We start from the raw sequence: 16,745 nt of genomic DNA, 5'->3' as shown, positions 1-16,745 counted from the left end.
GGCGACTGAAGTCGCCCCTACAGGTTTCGTCGGAACGCCCGGTTTTAGGGGGCGAATGGGCTACGGCTGTGGGAGCGAATTCATTCGCGAAAGGCCCGTAGGGCCGATTTTCCGGCGGGCACGGTGGCGGTGAAACGGCGGGAGCGCGTTGCGCTCCATCGCGAATGAATTCGCTCCCACGGGGTTTCGTTTGGGCGACCTACCTGTAGGGGCGAATTCATTCGCCCGAGGATCGCGCAGCGGTCCCATGGATTCCGCAGGGCGGGCCTGTGGCCCGCTTGGCGACTTAAGTCGCCCCTACAGGATCAAGAGCGATAGGCGTTAGCCCACCAGGAACTTGGCGAGGAATTGCCGGGTACGTTCTTCCTTCGGGGCGCTGAACAGGGTCTTGGCGTCGCCCTGTTCGACGATCACGCCCTTGTCGATGAAGATCGCGCGGTTGGCCACGTCCCGGGCGAAGCTCATCTCGTGGGTGACGATGACCATGGTGCGCTTCTCCTCGACCAGGCCGCGGATGGTGGTCAGCACCTCGCCCACCAGCTCGGGGTCGAGGGCGGAGGTGGGTTCGTCGAAGAGGATCACGTCCGGTTCCATCGCCAGGGCGCGGGCGATGGCCACCCGCTGTTGCTGGCCGCCGGAAAGGCGCTTGGGGTAGGCGTCTTCCTTGCCCGCCAGGCCGACCTTGGCCAGCAGCTTGCGAGCACGGTCGATGGCGCGCTCGCGGGGTTCCTTCTTCACCACCACCGGGCCTTCGATGACGTTTTCCAGCGCGGTGCGGTGGGGGAAGAGGTTGAAGTTCTGGAACACGAAGCCGACGTGCTGGCGCAGTTGGCGGATCAGCCATTGCTGCTGCTTCAGCGGCTGGTTGGCGTCGATCTCGATCCGCCCCACCTGGATGGTGCCGCCGTCGGGCTCTTCCAGCAGGTTGAGGCAGCGCAGCAGGGTGGTCTTGCCCGAGCCGCTGGGGCCGATGATGGCGACCACTTCGCCCGGCTCGATGGTCAGGTCGATGCCCTTGAGCACCGCCTGGTCCTTGAAGGATTTGGTCAGGTTACGGACGGTGATCATCAGCTGTCCTGTTCATGGCGGTTGACCCGCGCTTCGAGCCGGGCCTGGAAGTGCGACAGCACGGTGGCGAGCACCCAGTAGATCAGCGCGGCGGCCAGGTACATGGTGAAGATCTCGAAGGTGCGCGCAGTGATCAGCTGTGCCTGGCGGAACAGCTCCGGCACCTGGATGGTGGCGGCCAGCGCGGTGTCCTTGACCAGCGAGATGAAGCTGTTGCCCAGCGGTGGCAGGGCGGTGCGCGCAGCCTGCGGGAGGATGGCGCGGACCAGTGCCTGGCTGCGGCTCATGCCGATGCTGGCGGCGGCTTCCCATTGCCCCTTGTCGATGGAGGCGATGGCGGCGCGGAGGATCTCCGAGGTGTAGGCGGCCATGTTCAGCGAGAAGCCGATCAGCGCCGCCAGCAGTGGGCTCAGCTCCAGGCCGAGCTGGGGCAGGCCGTAGTAGATGATGAACAGCTGCACCAGCAGCGGGGTGCCACGGAAGAACGAGACGTAGACCCGCGCCAGGCCGCGCACCGGGGCGATGGCATAGAGGCGCGCCAGGGCCAGGGCGAAGCCCAGCAGCAGTCCGAAGAACATGCCGCCGAGGCTCAGTACCACCGTGTAGAGCGCACCCTTGAGCAGGAAGGGTGCGGAGTCCAGCGCCAGTTGCAGGCTGGTTTCGATCATTGGGTCACGTCAGCCTTGAACCATTTCTCGGAGATCGCCTTGAGGGTGCCGTCGGCCTTCAGCTTGGCGATGGCCTTGTCGAGGGCGGCGAGCAGTTCCGGGTCACCCTTGCGCAGGGCGATGCCGGCCTCCTGGCGGGAGAAGGGCTCGCCGGCAACCGCCAGGCGGCCACCGGTCTTCTCGACCATTTCGAAGGCGGCCAGGCGGTCCACCAGGATGGCGTCGATGCGGCCGACGTTGAGGTCCTGGAACTTGGTGGGGTCATCGTCGTAGGTGCGGATATCGGCCTTCGGCGCGTTTTCCTTCAGCCACTGTTCGTAGTTGGTGCCCAGGCCCACGCCGACCTTCTTGCCGGCCAGGTCGGCGGCGCTCTTGATGCTGTCCTCGCTGCCCTTGCGCACCAGGGCCTGGATGCCGGAAACGGTGTAGGGGGTGGAGAAGTCGTACTTCTTCTTGCGCTCCTCGGAGATGGTCACCTGGTTGATCACCAGGTCCAGGCGCTTGGACTCCAGCGCGGCGAGGATGCCGTCCCACTTGCTCGGCTGGAACTCGACCTTCACGCCCAGCTCCTTGGCCAGGGCTTCGGCGAACTCGACTTCGAAGCCGGTGAGCTTGCCGTTCTCATCCTGGTAGTTGAAGGGCGGGTAGGTGCCTTCCAGGCCGACCTTGACCGAGCCCTTGTCCTTGATCTGCTGCAGCAGCTCGCCGGCCACGGCGCTGTTGCCGACGAAACTGGCGCCCAGGGCGAGGCCCAGGGTGCCGATGAGGAATTGACGACGCAGGGTTGCGAATTTCATGGGTGAGCCTCACGGGACAGGTGGCGAAAGTGTGGCAATTCTGGGGATGTCGCTTTATTCAATAAAATAATAATAAGTTTGGATTGTCGCCATTCAGGGAATAAGCGCTCAAGCCTGCGCATTGCCGGCGCTGTGGTAGGCGAAGAGCGCGGGCGAGCCGCCGGTGTGCAGGAAGATCACCGGGCCGTTCCCCTCGAAGGCCCCACGTTCAAGGCCATCGAGCAGGCCGGCGAACGCCTTGCCAGTGTAGACGGGATCGAGCAGCAGCCCTTCGCTGGACGCGACCTGGCGGATGGCGCCGAAGGTGCCCGCATTGGGCTCGCCGTAGCGCGGGGCGAAGTACTGGTCCCACAACTCCACGCGCAGCCCCGTGGGCACCGGGACGCCCAAAAGTTCGGCGGTGCGCTGCAGCAGGCCTTCCACCTTGGGGCGCTGGGTGGCGTCGGGGCGCGACACCGTGACACCCACCACGCGGATGCCGGGCAGGGTGTGTTCCAGGGCCAGGGCGAGCCCGGCGTGGGTGCCGGCGCTGCCGGAGGCCAGCACCACGGCGGATGGACGCACGCCGCCGGCCTTGATCTGCTCGGCCAGCTCCAGTCCGGCACGCACGTAGCCCAGTGCACCGAGGGCGTTGGAACCGCCGATGGGCACCACGTAGGGGGTGCGGCCAGCGGCGCGCAGGCGCTCGGCGGCCTCGGCCAGCAGCTGGTCGGCGGTGTCGAGGTTGGGCACCAACTGCACCTCGGTGCCGAACAGGTCCAGCAGCAGGCGGTTGCCGTTTTCCAGGTAGTTGCGGTCGGCGGTGCCGATGGGGTTCTCCAGCAGTGCCAGGCAACCCAGGCCCAGGCGCGCGGCGAGGGCGGCGGTCTGGCGCACGTGGTTGGACTGGATGGCACCGGCGGTGACCAGCACGTCGGCGCCCTGGGCCAGGGCGTCCTGGGCCAGGTATTCGAGCTTGCGCACCTTGTTGCCGCCGAGGGCGAAGGGGGTGATGTCGTCGCGCTTGACCCGGATGTCACGGCCGAGCTGGCGCGAAAGGTGCGCAAGCGGCTCCAGGGGAGTCGGCGAGGTGACCAGTTCGAGGCGGGGGACGCGAGCGAGGGCGGCGGCGATCATGGCGGGGCTTCGTGTTGCGGGAGATGGGGCATCACTCTAGTGAGCGACGGCGTTGGGAGCAATTCGCAGAAGCGACATCGATGCACGCTGGAGCCACTTCCGTGCCCCGCCTGATCAAGGCATTAATGGAATATAAAAATAATAAAACGATATTTGTTGGTTATAAAAAATCGCCGTAGTGTCGCATCCAACCCGGCGACACCCAGACCGGGAACCCCGACACCCCGCTCGCGGCTGATGATCCAGCCGGAGCTTGCCGAACACCAAGGACCCTCATGAAGAAGACCCTGCTCCTCACCGCCCTGGCCGCCGCCCTTTCCGCCTCCCTGGCCAGCGCCGCCGAGAAACTCACCGTCGCCGCCACCCCGGTTCCCCATGCCGAGATCCTCGAGCTGATCAAGCCGCAGCTGGCGAAGGAAGGCGTGGATCTGGAAGTGAAGGTCTTCACCGACTACGTCCAACCGAACCTGCAGGTCGACCAGAAGCACCTGGACGCCAACTACTTTCAGACCAAGCCCTACCTGGACAACTTCAACAGCGGCAAGGGCACCCACCTGGTGATCGTCAAGGGTGTGCACGTCGAGCCCTTCGGCGGCTACTCCAGCAAGTACAAATCCCTGAAGGAGCTGCCGGACGGCGCCACCATCGCCATTCCCAACGAAGGCAGCAACAGCGGTCGCGCCCTGCTCCTGCTGCAGAAATCCGGCCTGCTGAAGCTCAAGGACCCGAGCAACGCCCTGGCCACCCCGAAGGACATCGCCGAGAACCCGCACAACTTCAAGTTCAAGGAACTGGAAGCGGCCCTGCTGCCGCGCGTGCTGGACCAGGTCGACCTGGCCCTGATCAACACCAACTACGCGCTGGAAGCCAAGCTCAACCCGTCCAAGGACGCCCTGGTGCTGGAAGACCGCACCTCGCCCTACGTGAACTACCTGGTCGCCCGTCCGGACAACAAGGACAGCGACGCCATCAAGAAACTCTCCGCCGCGCTGACCAGCCCGGAAGTGAAGGCCTTCATCGAGAAGAAGTACTCCGGCGCGGTAGTCCCGGCCTTCTGATCGACCCCCGAGCCACGATGGTGTGGGCACCGCCTGTGCCCACGCCTCTCCTCACGCCGACGAGTCTCGACTATCGTCGGCGTTCTTTTTTGTGTGGGAGCGGATTCATCCGCGAATGCGTGCCGCAGGCACGCGCTGCAAGGCCTGGGACCGCTGCGCGGTCCATCGCGAATGAATTCGCTCCCACGCGCTCGCCTGCCTTTGGAGAACTCCCCATGCCCGAATCCAGACCCGGCCTTTCCACCCGCGCGGTGCACAGCGGCAACGATGTCGACCGCAAGATGGTCACCCGGCCCAAGAGCCTGCCCATCTACGAGTCCTCGGTGTTCGTCTACGACAACCTGGAGCAGGTGGACGACTTCCTCGCCGGCAACCCGGACAACTACATGTACACCCGCATCGCCAACCCCAACCAGGCGGCGCTGGAGCAACTGGTGCGGGACCTGGAAGGCGGCGAGGCGGCGCTGTTCTCCGCCTCCGGCATGGCCTCGGTGAGCGCGGCGCTGCTGGGCCGGCTGAATGCCGGCGACCACCTGATCGCCAGTCGCGAGCTGTACGGCACCACCCAGAGCCTGATCGAGAAGGAACTGGCGCGCTTCGGCATCACCGCCACCCTGGTGGAGATCAACGACCTGGCGGCGGTAGAAGCGGCCATCACCCCGGCCACGCGGCTGATCTACACCGAGACCGCCTCCAACCCGCTGGTGCGCATCAGCGACATCCCCGCCCTGGCGACGCTGGCCAGGGCGCGCGGGCTGAAGCTGCTGGTGGACAACACCTTCCTCTCCCCGGCGCTCTACAACCCGCTGGCGGCCGGCGCCGACCTGGTGCTGCACAGCACCACCAAGTACCTCAACGGCCACAGCGACGCCACCGGCGGCATCCTCGTCGGAGACGCCGAATGGATCGCCCAGGCGCGGCGCTTCCAGATCAATGCCGGCGGCAGCGCCAGCCCCTTCGAAGCCTGGCTGACCTTCCGTGGCGCCAAGACCCTGGCCCTGCGCATGAAGGCCCACTCCGCCAACGCCCAGGCCCTGGCCGAGGCGCTGGAGGCCCATCCGAAGGTGGCAAAGGTGTTCTACCCGGGGCTGCCCTCGCACCCGGACTTCGAACTGGCCCGGCGGCTGTTCCCCAAGGGCACCTCGGGCATGCTCGCCTTCACCCTCGAGGGCGGCCTGGCGGAGGTGGACGGCCTGATCCGCAGCCTGCAGCGCACCGCGTTCGCGCCCTCGCTGGCCGGCGTCGCCAGCAGCATCACCCACCCCGGCAAGACCAGCCACCGCGCCCTTTCCAGCGAGGCCCTGGCGGAGCTCGATATCCACGACGGCACCATCCGCGTCTCGGTGGGCATCGAGGACGCCGACGACATCATCGCGGACTTCGTGCAGGCGCTGGATGGCCTCTGACGGGTAGCCCGGGCCTCGGCCCGGCAGCGCTCTCGGGGCGCAGTGGCTCCCGTAGGGTGGCGTAGCGCGAAGCGAAACCCGCGCGGTGGACGTGAGGGCGCCATGAATGCTCGAAGAGCACCGGGCTTGAGGCTTCGCATCAGGTTCACAACCGCTCATGCAGGCAGCGCCACTCGCCCCTGCGGGGCCGATGTTCCGCAGATGGGCGGGCGGCGTTCCACGGGACACGAATCCATCGATCCGTGCCCCTGAGTCACGCCGGCTCAGCGCAGGACGATCAGCCGCCCCAGCACCTCGTGCTGGCGGAAGCCGACCACGGCTCGCAGGGAGTCGAGGATGGCGTGGGGGTCGTTGCTGGGGAAGCTGCCGCTGATGCGGCGCGCGGCCAGCTCGTCGTCCAGCAGGACGATACGGCCAGGGTAGTAGCGCGCGAGGTCGGCCAGCACATCGGCCAGGGGCGTCTTGTAGAAGGTCAGGCGACCTTCGCGCCAGGACAGCTGGGCCGGGGCGTCCACGGTCCAGGCCTCGGCGGCCCTGCCATCGCTGTAGGCGAGCTGCTGGTTGGCGCTGAGCACGGCCTGCGGTTGCCCGGGCGCAGCGGTGACGCCCACCCTGCCCTGCTCCACCGTGACCCGCGCGCCGCCATGGCGCAGGCGCACGCCGAAGCGTGTGCCAAGCACCCGCGCCTCGCCGCCGGCGGCTTCCACCACGAAAGGCACCTCGCCGTGGCTGACCTCGAAGAAGGCCGCGCCCCGGCGCAGTTCGACATGACGCTCGTCGGCGCGCAGGTCGACGCTCACGGCGCTGTCGGCGTCCAGGGTGATGACCGAGCCATCGGCGAGCGTCAGCGTGCGAATCTCGCCCGGCGCGGAGACGTAGTCGGCGCCCAGGTCCTGCAGCCAGTCGACGGGCTTCCAGCCGCCGCCCCAGACCACCAGGGCCAGGCTCGCCGCCATCGCCAGCACGGCGCCCCAGCGCCGTCCGGCCGCCGGGCGCTCGGCCATGCGCACCAGGTACTGGCGCAGGCGTGCATCCTCCTCGGCGGCCAGCGCGGAGGCCGCGGGCCAGGTGCGCTTCCACAGTTCCTGGGCCTGGGCGTAGGCCTCGATGTGGGTGACATCCGCGTAGAGCCAGCGCTCGAAGGCCTCGCGCTGGGCCGCCGAGGGCCGCCCCTGCATGCGCCCGATCCACAGCCACGCCGCCTGTTCGGCCGCCTGCTGGCTGGTGCTGGCGGCGCTGGGCCGCTGCTGATCGAGACTCATGGTTTCGCGCTCCCCGGCGAGATGACGGCCGGCCTGTCGAGCAGGCTGGCCTTGCAGGCTTCCAAGGCACGCATCATATGTTTTTCCACCGCCGACAGGGACAGCCCCATCGCGCGGGCGATGTCGCCATAGGTGCTGCCGTGGATGCGGTTGAGCAGGAAGATGTGGCGCGTGCGCTCGGGCAACGAGCGCAACGCCGCGTCGACATGCCGCAGGTCGTGCCCGGCCTCCAGCGCCACCTCCGGGGGCGGCGCCTCGTCCTGCTCGAGCAGCAGGCCGGCCTCGTTACGGGTCCGCGCACCCTCGCTGCGCATGTGGTCGATGGCGAGGTTGTGGGCGCTGCGCAGCAGGTAGGTGGCGAGGTCTTCCACCGGTGCCGCAGGGCGCCGCCAGAAGCGCAGAAACAGGTCCTGCACCAGGTCCGCCGCCGTGGCGCGACAGCCGACGCGCCGGCTGACCAGCGCCTCCATCCGCTCCCGCTGGGCGAGGAACACGCGCAGCAGGTCCTCGCGCGCCAATGGCTCGTCGGAGGTCTGCGGCCGGGGCTCGGCCGGGGCGTCGGAATCGGACATCGGATCACTGCTGAGGCGCGCTCCGGATAAGACCGGGGCTTCGAAAGGCAGCGAATGATAATTCTTATCAAGAATCCTGCATAGAAAACCGCCGCTCCGATCATCTATCGGTGCGGCTTCTTTCAGGCCAGCCCCTCGACCCCCAGCGCCTCACGCACCGCAGCCCGGCCAAGGAAGGCCTGGCGCAGGCGCGCCACGGCGGTGAGCTGCTCGAACTCGCCGCCGATGCGACCGAGCCACAGGCTGAACACGCCCAGGTAGGCGTCGGCGAGGGTGAAGCGCTCACCTACCAGCCAGGTGCGGTTCTCGAGGTGGCGCTCGATATGTTCGAAGGCGCGATAAAGCTGCACCCGTGCCTGCGCCCGGATGCCGTCGTGGGCGCCGGTATCGGCGGAGTAGCGTTCGGGGCGGTTCAGCGGGCGGAAGGAGGCGGCGTGCACCTCCGCCGCCAGGTAGCCGAGCCAGCCCTGGATCTGCGCGCGCTCGACGCTGCCGGCCGGAGCGAACAGCGGCGTGCCCGGCACCAGGTCGGCGAGGTACGGGAGGATCGCGCTGTTCTCGGTGAGCACGGTGCCGTCGTCCAGTTGCAGGGCCGGCACGCGGCCCAGCGGGTTGATGGCGTGGATGGGCGAATCAGCGGTGCGCAAGGCCACGCGCTCGACCTGGATCGGCAGCGCCAGCTCGCGCACCGCGACATGGCAGGCCAGCGAGCAGGCGCCCGGGGAGATGAACAGGGTGGTCATTGCGCGTCCTCGAATAAAAAAGGCCACCCTCCCCCTGCCTGAAGGCGGGTGGCCAAATGCTCAGCGGGCGGTGATCACCGCCAGCTTGGTGATCCCGGCGCGCTCGATGGAGGCCATGGCCTTGGCCACCGCGCCGTAGTCGACCTTGTCGTCCGCCTGCAGCTGCACACGCAGCTCCGGGTCCTTGGCCTTGGCGGCCTCCAGGTTGCCCTGCAGCAGGTCCGGCTGGATCTCGTCCTTGTTGATGAACAGCTTGCCTTCGCCGTCGATGCTCACCACCAGCGGGTCCTTCTGGTCCGGCGGTGCGACCGCTTCGGTCTTCGGCAGGTTGATCGGGATGGCGTTGGTGAGCAGCGGCGCGGTGACGATGAACACCACCAGCAGCACCAGCATCACGTCCACCAGCGGGGTGACGTTGATCTCGGAGAGAACTTCGTCGCTGTCTTGTGTGGAGAAGGCCATGTCAGGACGCCTCCTTCACTTTCTGGGCGGCGCCCTGCTTGCCGGCGGCAGGGTTGACGATGACCTTGAAGGCGCTCTTCTGGGCCAGGCTGTAGAAGTCGTGGGCGAAGTCGTCGAGGTCGGCGGCGGTCAGCTTGAGGCTGCGCAGGAAATAGTTGTAGACCAGTACCGCGGGCACCGCGACGGCGATGCCGACGCCGGTGGCGATCAGCGCCGCGCCGATGGGGCCGGCGACGGTTTCCAGGCTGGCGGAACCGGCCAGGCTGATGCCCTTGAGCGCTTCCATGATCCCCCACACGGTGCCGAACAGGCCGATGAAGGGCGAGGTGGAGCCGATGGAGGCGACCACCGCGAGGCCCGATTCCAGGGAGCGGCGCTCACGCTGGATCTGCTGGCGCAGGGCGCGCTCGAGGCGGTCCTGGTGGTTGATCGCCTGGCTCAGGTCGCCGGGCTGGCCGCCCTGCACCTGGATCGCGGCGAAACCGGCCTGGGCCACGTGGGCGACGGCACCGGCGTGGTCCTGCACCAGGTCGGCGGCGCTGTCCAGGCTGGTGGCGCTCCAGAACAGCTTCTGGAACTTGCGGTCCTGGTGCTTGAGACGGGCGAACTGGATGCCCTTGACCAGGGCCAGGCCCCAGGTGACGACCGAGAAGCCGATCAGCAGCCAGATCACGAGGTGCTCGACCGAGCCGAAGGGGTTGTTGAGTAGGTCCATGTTGCGATCCTCCAAGTGCGCCGGGGCGCGAATCTGTTCAGTTCAATTTGAAGTCGATGGGCACGCTGACCCAGCCATCCTGGGCCACGTCGCCGCGCTTGGCGGGTACGAAGGTCCAGCGTTTGACGGCCTTGATCGCCGCCTCGTCGAGCAGGTCGCGACCACTGCTCTTCTGTATCTGCACCTCGCTGGGCGAGCCGCTGGCCAGAACGTGGACCCGCAGCAGCACCGTGCCTTCCCAGCCGCGACGTTGGGCGAAGGAGGGGTACTCCGGCGCCGGGTTGCGCAGGTAGCCGGCGTTGGCCGAGGGCGGCGTGACCGGTGCCGGCGCGGGCGGAGCCGGGGGTGCCGGGGGCGCGGGCGGCGCCTCCACCTTGGGCGGCGGGGGCGGCGCCTCCACCGGCTTGGGTGCCGGCTTGGGCACGGGTTTCGGCTTCGGCTTGGGCACCGGCTTGGGCGGCGGCGGCTTGACCGCGAGCTCCTCCACCACGGGGGGCGGCGGCTCGACGACCGGAGGCGGTGGCGGCTCGGGCGGCGGCGGTTCCACCACGGGCGGTGCCGGCGTGGTGAATTCGATGGTCATGGGCGGAATCTCGGGCGGCACCTCGGGCAGCGCCGGAGTGGGCTTGTTGCTCACCCAGTAGAGAACGCCGGCATGCAGCACCAGGGCGAAGGCGCCCAGCAACAGCGCTTCGCGACGACCGAGCACACGACCGTCGCGGCCCTTGAAGCGCGACGCGCCGAGGGCATGGCGCAGCGGCACGCCGAGGTCACGCACTTCGCCAGGGCTGCGCGCTTCACGCCACAGCAGGTCGCTCGCGCTGTCGGCTTTGAGGACATTGCCCATCGGCAAGACTCCCGGTTGGAAAAAATCCGGCCTGTGCACCGGAAAGTGATCGGAGGGCAGCTGCGGAGCTGCATGAGGGCCATTCCAGAGCGGTCGGCCACGGGGAAATGATTGGTTTTGCGGCTTATCCCATAAAGTAATTTTTAATGATTCATTAATTACCTAATGGAATATAAATTTCTAAACTCCTGAAAAATAAGGATTTTTAATTTCGAATGCTTTGTAGGCATCGAAAATATGCCGGGAAGGCATTGAAAGCGGTGGGGGACGGCGATGCGGCGCACCGCTTGGCGACCGGAGCCGCCCTACAGGTTCATTCCGGCATCGCACGGATCGATCCTGCACCAGGCCCCACGCATTGGCGTCGGGCCCTTTCGCGAACGGATTGGCTTCCACAGGGGAGGCTGGCGGGGCGGAGGGATCAGAAGGGGCGGCTGCCGCTCAGGCTGATGCGCTTCATGCGGCGTTTTTCGGTGGCGGGGAAGCCGTTGCGGGCATGGAGGACGGCCTGGTTGTCCCACCAGACGATATCGCCGGCGCGCCAGGCATGGGCGTAGTGGAAGCGCGGGTTTTCCAGGTGCTCGCGCAGGCGACCGATCAGCGCCTTGCCGTATTCGGGGTCGGCGCCGGGGATTTCCACTTCCGTGTGCACGCCGAGGAACAGCAGGCGCTTGCCGCTTTCCGGGTGGGTGCGCACCAGCGGGTGCTCGGTGCCCTGGATGGCGGGGATATCCGGCGTGCGGTAGGTGACGAAGCCGCCGTTGTAGCCACCGTTCTTGAGGCGGATGAAGGGGTTGTAGGTGATCAGCCGCAGCGGGTCGATCTCGCGGCGGGTGGCCTCGTCCAGCGCGCTGTAGGCCAGGGCCAGGTTGGTGAAGCGGGTCTCGCCGCCCTTGGAGGGCACTTCCAGGGCATAGAGGAAGGAGCCGGAGGACGGCGTCGGCGTCCAGTGGTGGTCGGCGTGGGCGGGGATGGCGGTGTTGCCCAGTTCGCCGTCCTCGGTGTTGGCCACCTTGACGATCTCCGGCGCCTTGCCATCGACGCCGGAGGACAGCACCGGGATGTCCGCCGGCGGCTGGAACACCGCGCCGAAGTGGGTGGCGAAGGCCAGGTACTGGGCATCGTCCAGGTGCTGGTCGCGGAACAGCAGGATGTGGTGCTCGCGCTGGGCCTGCTTGAGGGCCAGCACCTGGGCGGGGGTGATGCGGGTGGCGTCGAAGCCGCTGACCACCGCCCCCAGGGGCGCGGCCAGGGGCGTGATGGCGAAGGGGGCGTCGTGGTGCAACGGTGCGGCGGGTTCTGCCTGGGTGTGGGTGGCCAGGGTCATGGTCGGTCTCCTGTCATGGGGTGGGATGGCTCGGCGGGCCCGCGCATCCGCGAAGGCCCGCCGCACGCCTCGCGTCAGCCCTTGCGGGTGGTGCGGCTGCGCTGGCCGTCGATGCCCACCGGCACGTCGCCGGCCAGGGTCACGCGGCGCACGATGCGCGGCTGCGTGTCGTAGTCGTCGACGGCGTAGTGCTGGGTGGAGCGGTTGTCCCAGATGGCCACGTCACCGGGCTGCCAGCGCCAGCGCACGGTGTTCTCCAGGCGCGTCACGTAGCCCTGGAGGACGGCGAAGATGTGCGCCGAGTCGGACTGGGACAGGCCCTTGAGGCGTTTGACGAAATGCCCCAGCAGCAGGCTGCGTTCGCCGCTGACGGGGTGCACGCGCACCACCGGGTGCTCGGTCTCGTAGACGGTGGAGGTGAACACCTTGCGGTACTCCTCCAGCTTTTCCACCGGCGCGTTGGGGCGCACGCCGGCGTAGTCGTATTCGTTGCTGTGGATGGCCCAGAGCTTGTCGGCCAGCTCGCGCAGTTCGCCCGGCAGGTCGGCGTAGGCGGTGGCGGTGTTGGCCCAGACGGTGTCGCCGCCGGCGGCCGGGGCCACCACGTTGCGCAGGATGGAGGCCTTGGGGTAGGCGTCGACGAAGGTCACGTCGGTGTGCCAGGAGTTGGCCCGCTGGCCTTCGGCGCCGTCGAGCTGCAGCAGGTAGCGGGTGCCTTCGCGCACCGGCACGGTGGGGTGGGCGACGGGGTCGCCGAGCAGCTTGGCGAAGGCCTCCTGGCCCTGGTCGTCGAGGTGCGTCTGCCCACGGAAGAAGATCACCTTGTGACGGACCAGGGCGGCCTGGATGGCGTCCACGGTGGCGGCGTCCAGCTCGGCGGAGAGGCTGATGCCACGGATCTCGGCGCCGATGCGCCCGGCGATGGGGTGGATGTCCAGCTGGATATCGGGCTGCTGGCTGGCCAGTGCTGCGTTGCTCATGGTGCGGTCCTCGAGTTGGGTGGGTGCTGCTGGGGGTCAGAAGTCGTAGCGCAGGGAGACGCCGGCGGTGCGCGGGGCGCCCACCGAGGCCGTGTAGGCGCCGTTCAGGTAGGCGAAGGCGCTCAGGTAGTAGTCGGTGTCGGTGGCGTTGCGCACCCAGATGGAGGCGTCCACCTGGCCGTCGCCCAGGTCGCGGCGCACGCCGGCCGAGAGGTTGACCAGGCCGTAGCCGTCGATCTTGGAAAGGTCGGAGTTGTCCAGGGTGCCTTCGGCCTCGGAACGGTACGAATAGCTGGCGGTGAGGTAGGGCTCGATGCGGTTCTCCAGCTGCCACTTGTATTCGCCGCTGAGGTTGGCGATCCATTTCGAGGCGCCGACCACGCGTTCGCCGGTGAGGTCGCAGGTGGCCGGCGCGCCGGGGGCGGAGCTCACCTCGCCGGGGCACGGGGCGTCCTTGAAGCTGAGGTAGGTGACGTCGTTGTAGGAGCCGTTGAAGTTCAGGGTCAGGCCGCGCACGGGCAGCGCGGTGGCTTCGAACTCCAGGCCGCGCGAGCGCACGCTGCCGGCGTTGGCCAGCACCTGCACGACGTTGGGGGAGCCCGGCGCCTGGTACAGGGTGGTGGCCTGGTAGCCGTGGATGCCGGTCCAGAACAGGTTCGCGTTGAGCAGCAGGCGGCGGTCGAGCAGCGTGCTCTTGAAGCCCAACTCGGCATCGTTGGCGCGCTCGGGGCCGACCAGCAGCGAGTCGGCGCCGGCCACCGGGGCCGAGCCCACGGCCAGGTTCACCCCGCCGGATTTCTCGCCATGGGCCAGGGAGGCGTAGCCCAGCAGGTCGTCGTCGAATTTGTAGGCCAGGTTCAGCAGGAAGGAGGGCGCCGCGTTGTGCAGGCCGAGGTCGCCCGAGTCATAGGCCCCCAGTTGCGCCGCGCGGATGGCGGCAGCCTGGCCGGTCACCGCCGCACCACCGACCGGTGCGAAGCGCTGCACGTTGGCGTCCTTTTCCTCGTAGGTGCCGCGCAGGCCGGCGGTGAAGTCGAGGCGGTCGGTGAGGTGCCAGGTGCCCTGGGCGAACAGCGCGTAGCTGTCGGTCTCGATCTTGCCGTTGGCCTTGGTGCTGACGTTGTTGATGGCGCCCAGGTTGGCGCCGAGCAGGAACAGGTCCGCCCGGGAGCCGTAGTCGGTGAAGGTCTTGTTGCCCAGGTTCTGGTTGAACACGTAGGCACCGACCACGTAGTCGAAGGCGCCGCCGGTGGGCGAGGCCAGGCGGATCTCCTGGGAGAACTGGCGGTCGTGCACTTCCACGCCGGTGTTGAGCAGCGCCGGCACGTTGAGGCTCTCGTCGTTGGCCGGGGTGAAGTGCCAGTAGCGGTAGGCGCTGATGGAGGTCAGCTTGTAGCCGCCGGCGAGGCTCCAGTTAGCCTCCACCGAGCTGCCGCCCTGGTGCACGCTGACGTTCTGGCGGCCGTCGATGTTGACCTTCCTGTCGTCCGGGTCGCGCACCGGCGAGGCACCTGCCAGGGCCGCGCGCTGCCAGTAACGGGCCGGCGCGCCGTAGACGACCATGGTGCCGGTGCTCGAATCCTCCTCGTTGTAGTCGTTGATCCAGCGCAGGCTGAAGTCCTCGTTGGGCTCGAAGAGGAACTGCCCGCGCACGCCCTGGCGTGCACCGCCGTTGAGGTCGTTGCCGTCGTGGATGTTCTTGATGAAGCCGTCGTCACGGGTGCGGTAGGCCGACAGGCGCGCGGCGAGGGTTTCGGTGAGGGCGCCGTTGACCGTGCCCTTGGCCTGGAAGTAGCCGTCCTGGCCGCCGGAAACCTCCACCGTGCGCTCGGGGCTGAAGGTGGGTGCGCGGGTGCTGATATTGAGCACGCCGGCGGTGGTGTTCTTGCCGAACAGCGTGCCCTGGGGGCCACGCAGCAGTTCCAGCTGCTCGATGTCCAGCAGGTCGAACACCGCCATGCCCGGGCGACCGAGATAGACGTTGTCGAGGTAGACCCCGGCGCTGCCTTCGAGGCCGTCGCTCGCCGGGTTGTTGCCGATGCCGCGCACCGCGACGCTGGACTGGCGGGCATGGATGAAGGCGACGTTGACGCTGGGCAGCACCTGCTGCAGGTCCTGCACCTTGTAGATGCGCTGGGTCTCCAGGGCGCTGCCGCTGAGGGTGGTGATGGGCGTGGGCACGTCCTGCACGTCTTCCTCGCGGCGGCGGGCGGTGACGGTGACCTTCTGCAGGGCGACATCCTTGTCCACTTGCTGCTCGGTGTTGCCCTCGGCGGCCCAGGCGCTACCGGCGCCAAGGGCCAGCAGCAGGGTCAGTGCATAGTCCACGGCGGCCAGGCGCTGCAGCGCCAGCGGTCGGGCGAGGGGCGAGGGGAAGGCGGTACGGCGTTGGCACATGGGGCGATCCTTGTTCGGGGCCCGGCTTTTTCCGGGCGGAGCGGGCCCGCATCGCACGCAGGGCGACGGTCGGGGCGGCGTGTGTTCGGGGGAGCGTCAGGCGGCTTGGATGGCCGCCGGGCTCAGGGTCCGGCTGTCAGCGACAGGCGCACATGAGCGGCGCGAGGAGCCGGGTCATGGCGAGGGCGGGAAATCGTGCTGGCGTGGTCATCGGGTATCCCCCTTCGGGCTGGGCCATATACTTATTCCTTTTTAATCTTATTTATCTAAACAAGCTTCGTTGACGGAATAAGAGCCTGCATTTAAAACCAGCACCCAGATGGGGGCAAATGCCTTCGACCTATATTTTCGATGCCGGTAAAGCATGATGGACCTGCGCCAACTCCGTTATTTCATCGCCCTCGTGGAACACCGCAGCTTCGTCCGCGCGGCCGATGCCATGGGCATCACCCAGCCGGCCTTCAGCCGCAGCATCCAGGGCCTGGAGCAGGCCTTCGGCTGCCAGTTGGTCGACCGGGGCAACAAGGACCTGCGCCCCACGCCGGAAGGCCAGGTGGTGCTGCAGCACGCCCTGCGCCTGGTGCAGGGGGCGAGCAACCTGGCTCGGGAGATCGACCAGATGACCAAGCTGGATGCCGGCGAGCTGCACTTCGGTTGCGGCCCGGCGCCGGCGGCCAAGCTGGTGCCCGACGCCCTGGCCGAGTTCATCGCCCGCCATCCGCGCATCAACACCCGTTTCGAAGTGAACAACTGGGAAACCCTGGGCCGCCTGCTGGCCCGCGACGAGATCGAGTTCTTCATCGCCGACATACGCCAGTTCGAGATCGACCCCAACTTCCAGACCCGCGAACTGACTCCGCGCAACGGGCGTTTCTTCTGCCGTCGGGGGCACCCGTTGCTGGCCAAGGAAAGCCTCTCCACCAACGACATGTTCGACTACCCGCTGGCCGCCACGCGGCTGCCGGCGGGCATCCGCAAGCTGCTGGCAGGCTTCAGCGGCAAGGCCGACTTCACCCTCAACCTGGAATGCGAGCATGTGCCCGCGCTGATGCAGGTGGTGCGCCGCACCGACGCCATTGGCGTGGGCATGCTGGAGACCCTGGCACCGCTGCTGGAGAGCGGCGAGCTGGAGCTGCTGCGCTTTCGCAACCTGCCGGAGAACCTGGAAAGCCTCTCCGCCCGCTGCGGCATCGTCACCCGCACCGGCTACCGCCTCTCCCCGGCGGCGCGCGCGCTGATCGAAATCGTCGTCGAACTGGACGGCGCCGAGGCCGCGCAAGCCCGGCGCATCGCCTGACAGCCCCTCGGCGAGGCACGGTGCACATCG

The 16,745-nt window shown here is 67.8% G+C and carries 16 protein-coding genes; 3 read left to right on the top strand and 13 right to left on the bottom strand.

Translation table 11 applies throughout. From position 1 onward, the window contains the following. Window positions 1-321 precede the first annotated feature (321 nt). The 4 genes from tcyN to WFQ67_RS30050 form a co-directional block, all read right to left on the bottom strand. Window positions 322-1,068: an L-cystine ABC transporter ATP-binding protein TcyN gene (tcyN, locus tag WFQ67_RS30065; protein WP_337058987.1), complete on the bottom strand. Its 747-nt coding sequence runs from the start codon at window positions 1,066-1,068 to the stop codon at window positions 322-324. Then, entirely contained in the window at window positions 1,068-1,736 is a 669-nt protein-coding gene (gene tcyL / locus WFQ67_RS30060; RefSeq protein WP_173176881.1) for a cystine ABC transporter permease, read from the bottom strand. The genes tcyN and tcyL overlap by 1 nt, the downstream gene beginning before the upstream one ends. After that, window positions 1,733-2,533, bottom strand: a complete 801-nt coding sequence (tcyJ, locus tag WFQ67_RS30055; protein ID WP_213627176.1) for a cystine ABC transporter substrate-binding protein — start codon at window positions 2,531-2,533, stop codon at window positions 1,733-1,735. The genes tcyL and tcyJ overlap by 4 nt, the downstream gene beginning before the upstream one ends. A gap of 108 nt (window positions 2,534-2,641) precedes the next feature. Next, on the bottom strand, window positions 2,642-3,649 hold the full coding sequence (locus WFQ67_RS30050) for a D-cysteine desulfhydrase (RefSeq protein ID WP_337058986.1): 1,008 nt from the start codon (window positions 3,647-3,649) through the stop codon (window positions 2,642-2,644). A gap of 275 nt (window positions 3,650-3,924) precedes the next feature. Here WFQ67_RS30050 and WFQ67_RS30045 point away from each other — a divergent pair, with 275 nt between their 5' ends. Beyond that, window positions 3,925-4,707: a MetQ/NlpA family ABC transporter substrate-binding protein gene (locus tag WFQ67_RS30045; RefSeq protein ID WP_173176888.1), complete on the top strand. Its 783-nt coding sequence runs from the start codon at window positions 3,925-3,927 to the stop codon at window positions 4,705-4,707. Window positions 4,708-4,922: 215 nt separating this feature from the next. Next, window positions 4,923-6,113: a trans-sulfuration enzyme family protein gene (locus WFQ67_RS30040; protein ID WP_337058985.1), complete on the top strand. Its 1,191-nt coding sequence runs from the start codon at window positions 4,923-4,925 to the stop codon at window positions 6,111-6,113. Between the two features lie 263 nt (window positions 6,114-6,376). Here the strand turns inward: WFQ67_RS30040 and WFQ67_RS30035 are convergent, their stop codons facing one another. The 9 genes from WFQ67_RS30035 to WFQ67_RS29995 all read right to left on the bottom strand — a co-directional run bounded on the left by WFQ67_RS30035 (window position 6,377) and on the right by WFQ67_RS29995 (window position 15,418). Further along, the gene (locus WFQ67_RS30035; protein ID WP_337058984.1) at window positions 6,377-7,375 is read right to left on the bottom strand and encodes a FecR family protein; all 999 of its coding nucleotides are present in this window, start codon (window positions 7,373-7,375) and stop codon (window positions 6,377-6,379) included. Then, window positions 7,372-7,947: an RNA polymerase sigma factor gene (locus tag WFQ67_RS30030; protein ID WP_337058983.1), complete on the bottom strand. Its 576-nt coding sequence runs from the start codon at window positions 7,945-7,947 to the stop codon at window positions 7,372-7,374. The genes WFQ67_RS30035 and WFQ67_RS30030 overlap by 4 nt, the downstream gene beginning before the upstream one ends. A gap of 122 nt (window positions 7,948-8,069) precedes the next feature. After that, complete coding sequence (locus WFQ67_RS30025; protein WP_337058982.1) at window positions 8,070-8,690, bottom strand: glutathione binding-like protein; 621 nt, start codon at window positions 8,688-8,690, stop codon at window positions 8,070-8,072. Between the two features lie 60 nt (window positions 8,691-8,750). Further along, on the bottom strand, window positions 8,751-9,152 hold the full coding sequence (locus WFQ67_RS30020) for an ExbD/TolR family protein (protein ID WP_111264621.1): 402 nt from the start codon (window positions 9,150-9,152) through the stop codon (window positions 8,751-8,753). 1 nt (window position 9,153) lies between these two features. Then, window positions 9,154-9,867 carry a MotA/TolQ/ExbB proton channel family protein gene (locus WFQ67_RS30015; protein WP_111264622.1) on the bottom strand — a complete coding sequence of 238 codons (714 nt, stop codon included), beginning with the start codon at window positions 9,865-9,867 and terminating at the stop codon, window positions 9,154-9,156. A 37-nt stretch (window positions 9,868-9,904) separates the two neighbouring features. After that, window positions 9,905-10,714, bottom strand: coding sequence for an energy transducer TonB (locus WFQ67_RS30010; protein ID WP_285960479.1), 810 nt, complete (start codon window positions 10,712-10,714; stop codon window positions 9,905-9,907). 421 nt (window positions 10,715-11,135) lie between these two features. Further along, window positions 11,136-12,041 (bottom strand): TauD/TfdA dioxygenase family protein, encoded by a 906-nt coding sequence (locus WFQ67_RS30005; protein ID WP_173176956.1) that lies wholly within the window; start codon window positions 12,039-12,041, stop codon window positions 11,136-11,138. A gap of 74 nt (window positions 12,042-12,115) precedes the next feature. Next, on the bottom strand, window positions 12,116-13,021 hold the full coding sequence (locus tag WFQ67_RS30000; RefSeq protein WP_337058981.1) for a TauD/TfdA dioxygenase family protein: 906 nt from the start codon (window positions 13,019-13,021) through the stop codon (window positions 12,116-12,118). A 36-nt stretch (window positions 13,022-13,057) separates the two neighbouring features. After that, the gene (locus WFQ67_RS29995) at window positions 13,058-15,418 is read right to left on the bottom strand and encodes a TonB-dependent receptor (RefSeq protein ID WP_337058980.1); all 2,361 of its coding nucleotides are present in this window, start codon (window positions 15,416-15,418) and stop codon (window positions 13,058-13,060) included. A 367-nt stretch (window positions 15,419-15,785) separates the two neighbouring features. Between WFQ67_RS29995 and WFQ67_RS29990 the strand changes: the two genes are divergently transcribed. After that, window positions 15,786-16,715, top strand: coding sequence for a LysR family transcriptional regulator (locus tag WFQ67_RS29990; protein ID WP_337058979.1), 930 nt, complete (start codon window positions 15,786-15,788; stop codon window positions 16,713-16,715). The last annotated feature ends 30 nt before the right edge of the window (window positions 16,716-16,745 follow it).

This window comes from Pseudomonas sp. USHLN015 (assembly GCF_037153275.1).
Lineage (GTDB): Bacteria > Pseudomonadota > Gammaproteobacteria > Pseudomonadales > Pseudomonadaceae > Metapseudomonas > Metapseudomonas tohonis.
Note: the sequence above shows the minus strand (reverse complement) of the source record. Positions and strands in the feature narration are given on the sequence as shown.

What these genes read in the sequence shown, in the direction of transcription:
- tcyN (WP_337058987.1), bottom strand. Translation starts at nt 1,068, where the DNA reads ATGATCACCGTCCGTAACCTGACCAAATCCTTCAAGGACCAGGCGGTG.
- tcyL (WP_173176881.1), bottom strand. Translation starts at nt 1,736, where the DNA reads ATGATCGAAACCAGCCTGCAACTGGCGCTGGACTCCGCACCCTTCCTG.
- tcyJ (WP_213627176.1), bottom strand. Translation starts at nt 2,533, where the DNA reads ATGAAATTCGCAACCCTGCGTCGTCAATTCCTCATCGGCACCCTGGGC.
- WFQ67_RS30050 (WP_337058986.1), bottom strand. Translation starts at nt 3,649, where the DNA reads ATGATCGCCGCCGCCCTCGCTCGCGTCCCCCGCCTCGAACTGGTCACC.
- WFQ67_RS30045 (WP_173176888.1), top strand. Translation starts at nt 3,925, where the DNA reads ATGAAGAAGACCCTGCTCCTCACCGCCCTGGCCGCCGCCCTTTCCGCC.
- WFQ67_RS30040 (WP_337058985.1), top strand. Translation starts at nt 4,923, where the DNA reads ATGCCCGAATCCAGACCCGGCCTTTCCACCCGCGCGGTGCACAGCGGC.
- WFQ67_RS30035 (WP_337058984.1), bottom strand. Translation starts at nt 7,375, where the DNA reads ATGAGTCTCGATCAGCAGCGGCCCAGCGCCGCCAGCACCAGCCAGCAG.
- WFQ67_RS30030 (WP_337058983.1), bottom strand. Translation starts at nt 7,947, where the DNA reads ATGTCCGATTCCGACGCCCCGGCCGAGCCCCGGCCGCAGACCTCCGAC.
- WFQ67_RS30025 (WP_337058982.1), bottom strand. Translation starts at nt 8,690, where the DNA reads ATGACCACCCTGTTCATCTCCCCGGGCGCCTGCTCGCTGGCCTGCCAT.
- WFQ67_RS30020 (WP_111264621.1), bottom strand. Translation starts at nt 9,152, where the DNA reads ATGGCCTTCTCCACACAAGACAGCGACGAAGTTCTCTCCGAGATCAAC.
- WFQ67_RS30015 (WP_111264622.1), bottom strand. Translation starts at nt 9,867, where the DNA reads ATGGACCTACTCAACAACCCCTTCGGCTCGGTCGAGCACCTCGTGATC.
- WFQ67_RS30010 (WP_285960479.1), bottom strand. Translation starts at nt 10,714, where the DNA reads ATGGGCAATGTCCTCAAAGCCGACAGCGCGAGCGACCTGCTGTGGCGT.
- WFQ67_RS30005 (WP_173176956.1), bottom strand. Translation starts at nt 12,041, where the DNA reads ATGACCCTGGCCACCCACACCCAGGCAGAACCCGCCGCACCGTTGCAC.
- WFQ67_RS30000 (WP_337058981.1), bottom strand. Translation starts at nt 13,021, where the DNA reads ATGAGCAACGCAGCACTGGCCAGCCAGCAGCCCGATATCCAGCTGGAC.
- WFQ67_RS29995 (WP_337058980.1), bottom strand. Translation starts at nt 15,418, where the DNA reads ATGTGCCAACGCCGTACCGCCTTCCCCTCGCCCCTCGCCCGACCGCTG.
- WFQ67_RS29990 (WP_337058979.1), top strand. Translation starts at nt 15,786, where the DNA reads ATGGACCTGCGCCAACTCCGTTATTTCATCGCCCTCGTGGAACACCGC.